Genomic DNA, 12,618 nt, shown 5'->3' with positions numbered 1-12,618 from the left:
ATTATCCCGCGGTAAAATTGTGTGGTAGGAGCGTGTTTACCCCGCGAGCTTTTCATCAAGATCGGCGCGTAAAGCGGCTCCCACCAGGGGGGATATCTGAGGGTTTATTCTGCAAGTGTGCCTTTAGTTAAGTGTAAAGCTGCCTTGCATAATGGCGAAATGACCTGGAAAGGAGCAGAAAAATCGATAGTCTTCACCTGCTTTCATCTGTGCCGTTGAAAATGTGACTGTTGTTTGCTCCCCGCCTCCGATCACTTTCGATGCGGCATATACACGGCTGTCACCCGGTTTTACATAGCTGTTGTTTGCACCTGCAGACATGCCATCGGTGGCAACGGCTTGCACATCTGCGGCTTTGCTCAGTACCCAATTATGCCCCATTGTGGTGACTGGTAATTTACCATTATGCTTCAAGGTGACCGAGATTTCCTTACAGCTGGCGGGGGCACTGAGTGATTTCTTTGAAAATTGCATCATATCATTTGCTTCAATACTTAGCGCACATTCATCGGCGAAAGCTGTTGTTGATAACACACTGGCAGTGAGGGTGAATAAAATGACAGAGAGAGAGGTTTTCATAATTTACTCCTTAAATAAAAATCATTCCCATTATTATCTTTGCATTGGTAATTGTAAATGGGTCTAGATCAATAAAACTGGTCTATGCTTGGAGTGACACACATTAAGGGGTGAAAACAAAGATGAAAAAGTATTGGCTACTGCCGTTTATAATTAGCCCAGTTACAGTACATGCTGCTACCTCGTCTACCGTAACACTGGCCTCAGACTATTTATTTAATGGCGTAAGTCAGACCAAAGAAGATGAAGCAATTCAGATAAGTCTAGACTGGCTTGGCGAAAGCGGTTGGTATGCTGGAGGTTGGGTCTCGGAGGTTGAATTTGGTGATGGTACAGATCTAGAAGGAGACCTCTACGGCGGCTATAAATTTACTTTAACAAGCAAACTAATACTTGATATTGGTGTTTCTCAATACACCTATCACGGCGATGATGTTAGCTCTGACTATAATTATGCAGAGGCCTATGCAAAACTTAATTACGGCCATACCAATTTGGATTTTTGGTATGCTTGGGATTATTTTGGCACGGGAGCAGGGCATGGCATAGTGATGCTTACCCATGTTATTCCACTGACTGAGCACTGGTCTGTGACGCTAGGTGTTGACCACTCCATGAGCTTTGACGACGACAAGTTTGAATGGGAGTCGGGAGATGACGATTACACCCATTGGCACCTGACGGGGACATACTCAATAGACACGTGGAGCTTTTCGTTGGGCTATGAAAGCAACGACATTGAATCCTATGCTGATTCCACGTTTATCGCATCGATCTCTAAGACTTTTAACTTGTAAATTAACTCTTTATTAACTTTTGTGTTGATTTTAGTTTCAATTTGTACTTTTATATGGTGATGGAATTGAAATCACTTGAGTTATTGCTATGCAGATAATTCGGTGGCTGGGCATACCAGTTTAGTGTAACAGCGAAGCATTATGGAGCTGAGAGTATGAAGGATACGATAAAATTAACAGCATTGTCTTTGGCTATATTTTCAAGATTTAGTTTTTCTAGTCCTTTGGAGTTTGCAGGTGGTGCTGATATGTCGAAGCTCATTGATAGCCAGAATATATTACCAAATTTGGATGAGTACTACGCGAATGCAATCACGCTGAAGGGCGTGGTAACAGGTGTATGTAGAAAGCTCGGTTGCTGGATGACATTACAGGTAGCTGAGGGGTTGGACGTGAATATTGAAGTGGAAGAAGGGTTAATGGTGTTTCCGACAGCAGCTGTTGGACGTGAAGCCCATGTGACTGGGCGCTTTGTGACAAAGGCACAAGCGCCACTTGTGAGCGTAGCGAATGACGGGGATTGTGGCGCCTTGATGCGGCTGGGGTTTGCCCCTACAGCGGTGACAATTTCTTGATAACCTCACTGTTATTTAGCATTTAGTGACGTCTAGGGCCTGTTGTTCAGTGGCCTTGATTTTAAGAGAATCATTTGTAGCTTGGCTAGGTGCTGTAAACGCCGAGCGGGTCTAGTACAACATATAAAAGATAACGAGACTGCCAAGAGTGGTAACGTAGAGGTTTTTAAATTTAAATGCTAGTAATACAGCAACAGTTGCCGCCACAAGGTAAGGATTAGTTGCCGTTAATGCCAGTTGCTTATCTTGAATAAAAACAATGGGTACCCAGATAGCAGTTAGCACGCATGGGGCGCTAAAGCTTAAAAACCGTTGCAGTTTTGGACCAATGGTAAACGGCAGTTGTTTCGCCAAAAATAAGTAGCGAGTGCCAAACGTGACGCAGGCCATGGCGAGGATTGTCGTGATCATGTTCGCTCCTTTTTGCTTTGTAATACATACCCAACCGACATGCCCAATAGTGCTGAAGCGATCAAGCCAAACTCAATATGCATCAGTTTAAATACCAAAATACTCACCGCAGACGTTAAACAAGCACACAGTATGGGTATTGAGTTTATACTGGGCACTACTAGTGCAATGAAGATTGCCGCAATGGCAAAATCTAACCCTAGGTTCGTTAAGTCAGGTAAAAACTGACCAGCAACAATGCCAATCAAAGTCCATAGATTCCAGGCCACATAAAAGCTTCCCCCCGCAAAAAGTGCATAGAGCAATCTCAGTTTGCCTTGATAAGCGCGATGGTGATGAGAAAAAGCAAACAACTCATCAGTTAGGAAAAACGCAATCGGGCCTCGCCACTTAAGCGGTTTATCTACCATTTTATTGCGGATAGCGAGACCATAAAGTAAATGCCGTGCGCTAATAATAAACGTGGTTGCGAGCAGGGTAATGAACGCGGTATCTTTGGCGATAAGTTCTATTGCCACTAATTGTGCGGAACCTGCAAATACAAGCAAAGACATTAATTGGGCCTCCAACGGTGTAAAGCCATTTTGTACTGCAAGAGAGCCACATAATATCCCCCACGGAAGCACCGCTAAATTAAGTGGCAACATATCCCAAAAGCCCTTATATACTGCAACTTTCATGGTTAGCAAGCCTTACTGTATTGACTGGGCGTGATCCCCATGTTCTTTTTAAAATGACGATTAAAGTGGCTTTGATCATAAAACCCCACGGTTAACGCCGCATGTGTCACACTTTCACCTTTGCGCATTAATGCCTTTGCGTGGTTAAGGCGATGCTGAATCTGAAATGCGTGTGGAGTGAGGCCGGTTTGAGACTTAAATACGCGAATACAATAAAAAGGGCTCATTTCTACATGGCTTGCCAAGGCTTCAAGCGAAACGTCTTCAAATAGATTATCAAGTAAAAAGTGCTGAGCTTTAGTTATTCTCTCTTTTATAGATAGCGTTTTTGACTCTAACGTGACTCTGCCTTGCTTTTGACTCAAATAAGACAGCAATGCTACGAGCTGAGATTGCTTGGCCAGTGTACTGGTTTTGGTATCTAGTATCTCGAAAGTGGTATCCATCAATTGAGCAAGTGCAGGGTCGTGTACGACTGCTTCTTGAAAAAAGGGAGCCATAGCACCGCCGTCCCCCAAAAGCTGGTTAAAAAGCTCTGGAGTTGGGTACAAAGAGCGGTAGGAGGAGGTGTCTTGGGACGCTTTACGACAATCATGCACCTGCTCGGCATTTATTAAAATAATACTTTGCTGTTTTGCGAAGTGTTCGCCACCAGAGCGGTAAAAACGCTGGGCACCACAATCAACTAAGGCAAGGGTGTAGCCACTGTGACTGTGCCGGCCAAAGTCTTCTTGTTTATCAATATTATGTAATACTTCTAGGCCACCGAGTTCACGGTGAAAACTAAACTTTGAGTGTTGCATATTTCTCTCCCCATTGATGAAAAGCGTATCTGCCTTCACTCAAAATGTCTTGTACAAAATTGCACAATAAGGCTACCAGGTCGTTTTTTTTATCACATTTACTCGACGACTTTGGATCAGGCACTCACTATTTTTTAGCACCAACTCATCATCATAAACGCCGTTAAAAATGGTGGTAGGAGCGTATGGTTGATTGGCGGGTTGTTGATAAAGAATAAAATAGCTCTTTGCACCGTATTGGTTTGCTTTTATTCGGTGGATGTCCATACTGGTCATCATATGCATACTTTTTGTGCGCTTTATCGCTTGTTGTTGTCGTTGCGTGATCTCATCTGCACTCACTAAATGGATTTTTAGTGCAGGTATGGTGAAGGTAGCGTTGTCTGTAAATACGCCGCGATAATTGGCTGCTGATTGTGCATCACGGTACTTTACGTAGTTTTGTAGTGTTTCCTCACAACGTTGAATATTAATGTCAGGAGTGGTTGTAGAATTACAACCAACTGTAAACAAAAGAGCAATTGTTAGCACGGTGAGGGATTTCATATTTAATATCCATTTGATGTTGTGATTGTTAATTTCAGCGAATATAGGTTTCTTGTCAAGCCACATAGCAGCTGTTCTTGGTTACAAAAAAGTGACTAACTCAGTCGTAAACCCCCTTTACAGATACTCTTGTTACGAAATTATTGTAACCGCATGACAATTTATTATTGACGAATAAATTAACTTAGTTTACTTTTGTGAAAGCGCTTACATTTTGCGTGTGTTTTTTTAACTTCAATTGTAAGCGCTTACATTTATTACTGTGTTCGAGCTGAGCCTGCTAAGCTCAGTCTATAGCCAAATAATAAAGTTCATAGTAATTAGCCTTTTGACAACAAAGCTTGGCATCGGGGTAACTGATGAAAATTGCAGCAAAAAAATTGACCATGTTGTGCAGCGCGGTTTCTGTAGCGCTCATAGCAGGATGCGGCGGCAGCGCCGAAACGAAAACAGATGTTAAATCCATAGACACCACTTCTGCGGTTGAAGACTGGACACTCGTTTGGAGTGATGAGTTTGATAGCGAGACAATTGACGCGAATAACTGGACACGAGAAGTGAACTGTAATGGGGGTGGCAACAACGAAAAACAGTGTTACACCGACAGTGAACAAAATGCGTTTATTGCCGATGGTATGCTGAACATTGTTGCTATGCCAGCGCCTGAAGGTGCCCAGCTGCCGTACACTTCAGCCAGATTAAACACTAAATATAAAGCCGACTTCAAGTACGGGCGATTCGAAATGCGGGCCAAGTTACCGAGCGGGCAAGGTAGTTGGCCGGCATTTTGGATGTTGCCAACAGATGAAGTGTATGGTGGTTGGCCGAAGTCGGGCGAAATCGATATTATGGAGGCTGTAAACCTCAAAGTTGCCAACGAAGATGGCACTATTGAGTCTAACATTCATGGTACTTTACATTACGGTAGAGATTGGCCTAACAATGTGCACTCTGGTAAAGCCTATGCGCTACCGGACGGCGTGAACCCTGCGGATGACTTTCATACCTATGCTATTGAGTGGCAAGAAGGAGAGATCCGTTGGTATATGGATGGTCACTTGTACGCGACGCAACGTCAGTCAGAAGTTCGTTACAACTCAAAGCAAGAAGCGATTGGCTTAAAACATAGAGGCTGGTTTGCTGAATATTTTGAACAAGGTTCAGGTGAATTGGTTACGCATTGGGATAGCGCGCCATTCGACCAACAGTTTCATCTAATTTTGAATTTAGCCGTAGGTGGAGATTGGCCTGAGAACGTTAATGACAAAGGAATTGACGGCAACGCATTTACTAATGGTCAAGCCTTCGTGGTGGACTATGTGCGTGTATACGAGTGCGCCTCTGACCCACAAACGGGTCGTGGTTGTGAAACTGTGCGTCCAGGTTATGACGACCTTGAGGATGCATTAGTTGAAGGGGAAGCTCCTATTCCTTCGCCTCCTTCTTCAGGCACGGCAAAAAACCTAACGATCTTTGATGATAATTTTAATGTTAATTGGCCTGCATGGGACTGTTGTGGTGGTTCGACGCCAGCATTGGTTGCTGATGACAATCGCGGCAACGTGGTAGAGTTTATTGTTGGCGAGACACCCACCGTTAATGGTTTTACTAGCCGCTCTGAATTTATTACCGATCCAAACGGTAAGGCGTCGCCATTTGATGCAACCAGCATGTTAGATGCGGGCTATATTCGATTTGATATGCAAGTAACTGAAATGCCCTCAGACACAAGCGCTCCTTGGAAGTTCAAGGTTGAAAGTCAAGGCGCGTCGACTGCCGCTGAACTAGACTTATTTGCAAGCGTTGAAGGACAGCCACCTGTGGCAGGCGAGTGGCAAACTTATACTTTTCCATTACAGCAATTGGCTGATGAGGGTCTAGATGTTTCTGCCATTGATGTGGTGATGATCTTCCCAGCATGGGGTTCTGGTAATGGCGCTGTGTATCGTGTTGATAAGGTAGAAATTGCCCAAGATACTAGCCTACCGTCGCTGACATTATTTGAAGAAGGTATTAATGCGGAGTGGCCACTGTGGGACTGTTGCGGAGGCTCGACGCCTGTAGAAGTTTCTGACGACGCTGAGCATGGTATTGTTGCAGAGTTCTCTATTGGTGAAACACCGACGGTAATGGGCTTTTCTAGTCGAACTGATGTTGGCGGTGGCGGCAAACCATTTGACGCTACGGCAATTTTAGAAGGAGGCCTGGTGCAATTCGAAATGAAAGTGATGAGTTTACCCAATACACCAGATGCCCCTTGGTTACTTAAAATAGAGTCTGATGATGCTGCCAGTGCCGTTGAATTACCATTGACCGATTCATTGGAAGGCGCAGCGCCTGTTGCTGGTGAATGGCAAACGTATACTTTTTCAATTGCAGCGCTCGCACAAGCCGGATTGGACCCTAGTGCTATTGATGTGGTGATGATCTTCCCTGCATGGGGCTCTGGTAATGGCGCTGTGTATCGTGTTGATAACGCAAAAATCTTCCACCCTGAAGGTGACTCATCGCCAAGTGGTTTTAGTTTGTTCAAAGAAGAGATAGCTGAACAATGGCAGATCTGGGATTGCTGCGGAGGCTCCACGCCAACGATAGAGACAGATGAAGATGCCTCTCATGGCAAAGTTGCTCAGTTTGTGATTGGTGAAACTGCAACGGTAATGGGGTTCTTAGCTGATGACGAGGTGTACTACGATGCGTCACAACTATTAGAGTCTGGTGTTGTAAAGTTTGATATGAAAATCACTTCAGCACCCTCAAATTCAGAAGCTCAGTGGTTGTTTAAAATTGAATCAAATGATGCCAGTGCTGCAGTTGAGCTTTTACTGAACGAAAGTAGTGAAGCGCAAGCACCCCAAGTTGGTCAATGGCAAACCTACACCTTCCCACTTCAGAGACTATTTGATGCCGGTTTGGACATCAGCGCAATTGATGTCTTGATGGTATTTCCGAGTTGGGGATTGGGCGAAGGCGCCGTTTACCGCATAGACAATGTTGAAATCGTCAGTCAATAAGCAAGTGAGGATCGTCGGGTCTTTTGGCTCGATGATCCTGCAGCAAGAATAGAATCGCAGGTCAGTCATGAACACTAAACAATTCAACAAAAGCAAACTCGCTATTCACCTGTCATTAGCGATAGCAGCCAATGCGGGTATAGTCGGCATAGCGCAAGCAGAACAAGAACAACAAGCAACGGATAAAGTGGAAGTTATTGAGGTAAAAGGGATTAGAGGTAGTTTAATCCGTTCAACAGATTTGAAGCGCTCCGCTACAGGCGTTATGGATGCTATTTCAGCTGAGGAAATGGGTAAGTTTCCTGATACCAACTTAGCAGAGTCGCTACAGCGGATCACTGGGGTATCGGTTAGCCGTTCAAATGGTGAAGGCAGTCAGATCACCGTACGTGGTTTTGGTCCAGATTTTAACTTAGTGACGTTAAATGGCCGCCAAATGGCAGGAACTGGTTTTACACGTTCATTTAACTTCGAGAACTTGTCCTCGGAAGGTGTCAGTGCACTTGAAATAATGAAAACTGCAAGAGCAGAAGCGCCGACCGGTGGACTTGGTGCGACAGTGAATATCGTAACGGCTAAACCACTACAAAACCCCGGTGAAAAATACTCTTTTATGGCAAAGGGGATCCACGACTCTTCAGTTGAGGAAGGGGATGAGGTGACACCTGAAATTGCAGGGATTTATAGCAATTCGTTTGCCAATGATACGGTGGGTGTCAGCGCAAATTTTTCATACCATCGTAGGGATTTTCAACGTCAAGCGGCTGATATTCGCTCTTGGTTGGTGAACCCTAACCTATCGGTAGATGCAGAAAATATTATCGACAACCGCCCACTTGGCGCGGATGGTGAAACTGCCAAACAGTTTTTTGATCCGACTGCCGGTGAAAATGGTGAATATATCTCTGCTGCTTTTTTTCCTCAGGAAGTTAGCTTTTCAAAGGATGATATTAAGCGGGAGCGCCTCAATGCGCAGTTAACCTTGCAGTATGCTCCCACTGATGACCTAACGTTTACGCTAGATCACACCATCTCTAATGCGGTAACGGGCAATAACTCGTTTTCTTGGGGAGTTTGGAATGGTTCATTTGGTGGTAATGGTAATGCATATGAATTGGATGAAAATGGCACTGCTATTTACTACAACTCGGCAGGTGATGATGCCTCTTTTACGGCATTTCGTGAAACCAATGAGGTTGATTCTAAAGCGACCGGTATCAATGTTGCGTGGCAGGCAAGCGATAATTTGAGCTTTACGCTTGATGCTCATACCTCAAAAACAACAACTGATAACGGCAAAGATTCCGGCCTAAACGCCAATGCTCGAGTGATCTTAGGCTCTGCCGCAATATCAACAAAAGAATACTTTTTCCGCGACGGTGATGTACCAGGGTTTAACGTTAACTGGGATAACGGTACGCAAGAAGTGAGTCCCGGTGAAATTGGCTCTAATTTTAGTATCTTCACCAGAACCCCTGGGGAATCTGAAGTTTCTCAGGTACAGCTGGATGGTAAACTGTTTACTTACACCGATATAGGTCTAGAAACGGTGAAGTTTGGTGCTGCATACACTAAACAAACATTGAGTGGGTGGGGCGGTTCAAATAATGCCAATGCGCCAGGGTTTAACAATGGCACCTTTGCTGAGATTTTCCCTGACGCCATGTTTGAAAGAGTTGATTTAGGCGACTTTTTGGATGAGTTCTCGTTTGGAAGCAATGGTGTGGCACCTGGCTACACTTATATCTTCGATCTTGATGAAGCCTTTGCACGACAAAGCGCTTACTTAACAGAAGATGTTATTGGTAGTGATGTTTACGAGATCGGCACTTTTGATGGTTTCCCAGTGAATAGGGTAGAGGAAGAGACTATTAGCGTTTATCTTTCTAGTAGCTGGGCATTTGAGTTGAGTGATTACGAAGTATTTGTAAACCTTGGCCTTCGCTATGAAGAAACAGACATAGTTAGTCCAGCCAAAAGCCGAGTTGCGGAACAAGTCTATTGGGCTGGTGGTTCTGAATGGTTAACAGAGTTTGCCAGCGGTGGTGAATTAGTTGAAGTAGATTATGAAGGTGAGTACGACTTGCTACTCCCGATGATTGATATAAAAGTTGATTTAACTGATGACTTAGTATCAAGAGTATCTTGGGGACAAACCATTACAAGGCCGACACTGGATGATATGCTTGGTAATCTTAGCCTGACGCCGTCACCAAAGTTAAATTCCAGAAGTGGTAGTCGAGGTAACCCAAATCTCGAACCGTTTAAATCAACAAACTTTGACGTGAGCCTTGAGTATTACTACAGCGAAGCCAGTTATGCTGCAATCGGTTTATTTTGGAAAGATGTCGATAACTGGATAGATAACACTCAAGTAAAAACTACATTTGATGGATTACATGACGTCTACTTAGGCCAGCGTTGGAACGATGCCGTTGCGGCGATTGAGGGGCGAGGTGAACAAGCAACTGATGCTGCAATTTACAACGAGATCGTTGCGAATGGTATTGGTATTGGTGAAAACAATCGAATTTTGCCAGATCCTGCTAGCGATCCGCTGATTGAATGGACAATCAACTCGCCAGAAAACGTTGGGTCTCGTAAAGTGAATGGCATAGAGTTTTCAATACAACACCTCTTTGGCGACTCAGGATTTGGTGCTGGCTTAAATGCCACCATGGTCGACGGTGATGTTGAATATGATAACTATATGTTAGCTTCACAAGCGGTGCTTGCTGGGTTAAGTGATTCGGCCAATTTGCAGCTCTTTTACGAAAAAGATGGTTTATCTGTTAAGTTAACGGGGGCTTGGCGCGATCAGTATTTGGTTGCACAAGGGCTACCTGACGCAGGAGCAAGCGCACCACCTCAATATGCAGAAGCATATTTGCAATGGGATGTAAGCGTGAATTACGAAGTAAATGAGAGTACGACAGTCTTCTTTGAGGGAGTGAACTTAACCAACGAAACAGAGCGTTCATTCAGCCGCTTCGAAAGCCAATTCTTAAACGCAGCACAATATGGCCCTAGATACGCCGTTGGATTTAGATACACCATGGGTGACTGAGCCAGTATCTAGTCAAAGCAGCTCAATTGACTCGCGTTGTTAGGTTAAAAATCCCCTCTATATTTTTGGCGGGGATTTTTTGTATTGAACGGCAAGCTTTATTTGGGGCAACCCTTAATAGTTCTTGAAGGCGCTGATCTGAGCTTTGCCACATTGAATTTACTCATAGATTACATGGCTTCTAAATAGACCGCTGAGTTGAGCACGTTGGTATCAGTGCGATGTTCAAAATTGGAAATGAATGATGAAGTCACTCGTATGACTCACCGCATACTACTTTGTGAATTCGTGATTTAGTGTGATGATATAGAGAATGAGAGTAAAACTTGTATTTATGGAGCTGATGTTATGGATAATTATCTTTTGTTTTTAGGGGTTGCTTTGGCGACGATTTTATTACCCGGACCTGCGGTAATGCTTACTATCAATAACTCAATTCAAAGAGGTTTTATCAAGTCTTTAGCTGGTATCTGCGGTGTTGCACTTGGGATTATGATTGTAGCCGCGGTGTCAGCATCAAGTTTAGGTATTATTTTAGCAAGCTCTGTACTGGCATTCACAGCCGTGAAATTTATCGGCGCTATGTATCTTTTTTATTTGGGTTACAAAATGTGGCGAACTAAAGGTGAAAAAAAAATAGGCCAGCCCACTGCCGAAAGTACTATTAGAAAGTGCTTTTTAGAAGGGTTTTTTGTTTCGATCACTAACCCTAAAGCAGTTATCTTCTTTTTGTCTATCTTTCCGCAATTTATCAATGTGGAGAATGCGTTTTTACCACAATTTATGTTACTGGTTTTTTCCTTTAGTCTGCTGGTATTTGTAGTGCATATTTCATATGCCGTGTTTTCAGGACTTGCTAAGGCTAAATTGTCGTCAGCGAAAAGCATGGCGATGATGAATAAAGTGAGTGGTGGTGTGTTTTTTGGTTTTGGCGCTGGCTTAGTTGCTGCTGGTAAGTAGTTTAAGTGGCTTAAAACCCTTTGTATGCTCACTCTTCTTCATTAGTGGTTGAAGTGAATAACGATGGCAAAGATTTTTCTAGTAAAGACACCCACTGTATTTCAAGCTTTTTAGCAAATTTTTAGCAAAGAAAGTTTTTAGCAAAGACACCCACCATATTTCATCGTTATTTCGACAAGGAGGCGCTAGGGTTTAAAAAGGGGAAAGTGGTTTCTCTGTTGTCTAAAAACGAGTGGTCGTGGACGTTTTTTTAGTTTAGAAGAGCTTAAATTGCTTGGCTTTTATTGACCAAGTAAGGGCAAATGTTTCAGGTTTTTGTAGTTCATCGCAATTGAAATACAGCGGTAGAGTATCTTAGTTGGTATGTGTTCTTCTAACTTCAGTACAATGGCCCGATTTCCCTCGAACTGTAATTCTTTGCCAAACAGTACTTTAAATGTATCAACTAGCTTAGTTTGGCAATGAAAGTAGAGGTTGTAGCTTTCTGGACTTTTGGCTTTCCATGCCACGCGAAAAGGGCTACCCGTTTTAACGGTAAAGCTCAATTCACCCCACTTCACCTCCTCTTTAACTTCACCAAAGCCTTGTTCAGTGGCGACCTGTTCAACGAGGCTGCGAAGTGATTTGATTTTTTCTTGAGCTGCGTATGGATAAGTACCAATCACTTGTTCGCTAATACTTGTCATTATCAATCACTCTTATTAAATCAAACTTTTTACTCTTAAAATACAGTCGTGTAGGGCGGAAAAGCAGCCTAAGAAGCGGAGCCTAAGAGGAACCTAAGACACCCACAGTAGTTTACTTTCACAGCCGATGCAAATGCTTAAACCTGCAAAGACACTTTAATCAGAGGTTTGAGTAGTGCAACAGCAAAGCTTTAGCCAATCAAGTGGCGTATACTACGTGAAGTAGCTACTCCGTACGAAGCAAACACTATTATGATTTATATGATGGCGTATCATCAAACTAGAGATCACGCTTTTTTAACCCAGCAAGCGTTCGCAGTTGGTTAGGTTAGTACGTCGGTGCTTTTTAAGTGTTTTATAATGAGCGGTGATAGCGCGCTTCCGACCCACCGCGCCGTGAAATACTCGTGAAAACTGCGTGGTAAGTTTGAACCAGCTCTCGGGTTCTATATTTAATCGAGTAAGGATAGGTTGCATATCGTCAATATACCCCGGCTTGT

At 43.6% G+C, this 12,618-nt stretch carries 11 protein-coding genes and 1 pseudogene; 5 read left to right on the top strand and 7 right to left on the bottom strand.

The features are described 5' to 3' along the window. Positions 1 to 123: 123 nt before the first annotated feature. On the bottom strand, positions 124 to 579 hold the full coding sequence (gene azu, locus CEX98_RS13055) for an azurin (protein ID WP_099642500.1): 456 nt from the start codon (positions 577 to 579) through the stop codon (positions 124 to 126). A 122-nt stretch (positions 580 to 701) separates the two neighbouring features. Between azu and CEX98_RS13050 the strand changes: the two genes are divergently transcribed. Both CEX98_RS13050 and CEX98_RS13045 read left to right on the top strand, forming a co-directional pair. Further along, positions 702 to 1,376, top strand: a complete 675-nt coding sequence (locus CEX98_RS13050) for a TorF family putative porin (RefSeq protein ID WP_099642499.1) — start codon at positions 702 to 704, stop codon at positions 1,374 to 1,376. A gap of 155 nt (positions 1,377 to 1,531) precedes the next feature. After that, the gene (locus CEX98_RS13045) at positions 1,532 to 1,951 is read left to right on the top strand and encodes a DUF4920 domain-containing protein (protein ID WP_099642498.1); all 420 of its coding nucleotides are present in this window, start codon (positions 1,532 to 1,534) and stop codon (positions 1,949 to 1,951) included. Positions 1,952 to 2,062: 111 nt separating this feature from the next. Here CEX98_RS13045 and CEX98_RS13040 read toward each other — a convergent pair whose 3' ends face one another. From CEX98_RS13040 to CEX98_RS13025, 4 genes are all read right to left on the bottom strand, one after another. Further along, a complete protein-coding gene (locus CEX98_RS13040) occupies positions 2,063 to 2,362 on the bottom strand; it encodes an AzlD domain-containing protein (protein ID WP_099642497.1) in 300 nt (99 codons plus the stop codon). Next, entirely contained in the window at positions 2,359 to 3,042 is a 684-nt protein-coding gene (locus CEX98_RS13035; RefSeq protein ID WP_099642496.1) for an AzlC family ABC transporter permease, read from the bottom strand. The genes CEX98_RS13040 and CEX98_RS13035 overlap by 4 nt, the downstream gene beginning before the upstream one ends. 2 nt (positions 3,043 to 3,044) lie before the next feature. Then, a complete protein-coding gene (locus tag CEX98_RS13030; RefSeq protein ID WP_099642495.1) occupies positions 3,045 to 3,845 on the bottom strand; it encodes an AraC family transcriptional regulator in 801 nt (266 codons plus the stop codon). Between the two features lie 72 nt (positions 3,846 to 3,917). Further along, positions 3,918 to 4,391, bottom strand: a complete 474-nt coding sequence (locus CEX98_RS13025; RefSeq protein ID WP_099642494.1) for a nuclear transport factor 2 family protein — start codon at positions 4,389 to 4,391, stop codon at positions 3,918 to 3,920. Between the two features lie 359 nt (positions 4,392 to 4,750). Here CEX98_RS13025 and CEX98_RS13020 point away from each other — a divergent pair, with 359 nt between their 5' ends. The 3 genes from CEX98_RS13020 (at position 4,751) to CEX98_RS13010 (ending at position 11,432) form a co-directional block, all read left to right on the top strand. Further along, entirely contained in the window at positions 4,751 to 7,405 is a 2,655-nt protein-coding gene (locus tag CEX98_RS13020) for a glycoside hydrolase family 16 protein (RefSeq protein ID WP_099642493.1), read from the top strand. Positions 7,406 to 7,472: 67 nt separating this feature from the next. Then, positions 7,473 to 10,472 (top strand): TonB-dependent receptor, encoded by a 3,000-nt coding sequence (locus tag CEX98_RS13015; RefSeq protein ID WP_099642492.1) that lies wholly within the window; start codon positions 7,473 to 7,475, stop codon positions 10,470 to 10,472. Between the two features lie 348 nt (positions 10,473 to 10,820). Further along, on the top strand, positions 10,821 to 11,432 hold the full coding sequence (locus CEX98_RS13010) for a LysE family translocator (protein ID WP_099642491.1): 612 nt from the start codon (positions 10,821 to 10,823) through the stop codon (positions 11,430 to 11,432). 281 nt (positions 11,433 to 11,713) lie between these two features. On the opposite strand, the gene CEX98_RS13005 is transcribed toward CEX98_RS13010, so the two are convergent. Then, a complete protein-coding gene (locus tag CEX98_RS13005) occupies positions 11,714 to 12,118 on the bottom strand; it encodes a DUF1801 domain-containing protein (RefSeq protein WP_099642490.1) in 405 nt (134 codons plus the stop codon). 297 nt (positions 12,119 to 12,415) lie between these two features. Continuing rightward, positions 12,416 to 12,618: pseudogene (locus CEX98_RS23105) on the bottom strand (transposase); the annotation flags it as partial.

Origin of the sequence: Pseudoalteromonas piscicida (genome assembly GCF_002744175.1) — a bacterium.
Classification (GTDB): Bacteria; Pseudomonadota; Gammaproteobacteria; order Enterobacterales; family Alteromonadaceae; genus Pseudoalteromonas; species Pseudoalteromonas piscicida_B.
This window is presented reverse-complemented; position numbering and strand designations above follow the sequence as displayed.

Excerpts from the sequence above, each read along its gene's own strand:
- azu (WP_099642500.1), bottom strand. The coding sequence starts at position 579 with ATGAAAACCTCTCTCTCTGTCATTTTATTCACCCTCACTGCCAGTGTG.
- CEX98_RS13050 (WP_099642499.1), top strand. The coding sequence starts at position 702 with ATGAAAAAGTATTGGCTACTGCCGTTTATAATTAGCCCAGTTACAGTA.
- CEX98_RS13045 (WP_099642498.1), top strand. The coding sequence starts at position 1,532 with ATGAAGGATACGATAAAATTAACAGCATTGTCTTTGGCTATATTTTCA.
- CEX98_RS13040 (WP_099642497.1), bottom strand. The coding sequence starts at position 2,362 with ATGATCACGACAATCCTCGCCATGGCCTGCGTCACGTTTGGCACTCGC.
- CEX98_RS13035 (WP_099642496.1), bottom strand. The coding sequence starts at position 3,042 with ATGAAAGTTGCAGTATATAAGGGCTTTTGGGATATGTTGCCACTTAAT.
- CEX98_RS13030 (WP_099642495.1), bottom strand. The coding sequence starts at position 3,845 with ATGCAACACTCAAAGTTTAGTTTTCACCGTGAACTCGGTGGCCTAGAA.
- CEX98_RS13025 (WP_099642494.1), bottom strand. The coding sequence starts at position 4,391 with ATGAAATCCCTCACCGTGCTAACAATTGCTCTTTTGTTTACAGTTGGT.
- CEX98_RS13020 (WP_099642493.1), top strand. The coding sequence starts at position 4,751 with ATGAAAATTGCAGCAAAAAAATTGACCATGTTGTGCAGCGCGGTTTCT.
- CEX98_RS13015 (WP_099642492.1), top strand. The coding sequence starts at position 7,473 with ATGAACACTAAACAATTCAACAAAAGCAAACTCGCTATTCACCTGTCA.
- CEX98_RS13010 (WP_099642491.1), top strand. The coding sequence starts at position 10,821 with ATGGATAATTATCTTTTGTTTTTAGGGGTTGCTTTGGCGACGATTTTA.
- CEX98_RS13005 (WP_099642490.1), bottom strand. The coding sequence starts at position 12,118 with ATGACAAGTATTAGCGAACAAGTGATTGGTACTTATCCATACGCAGCT.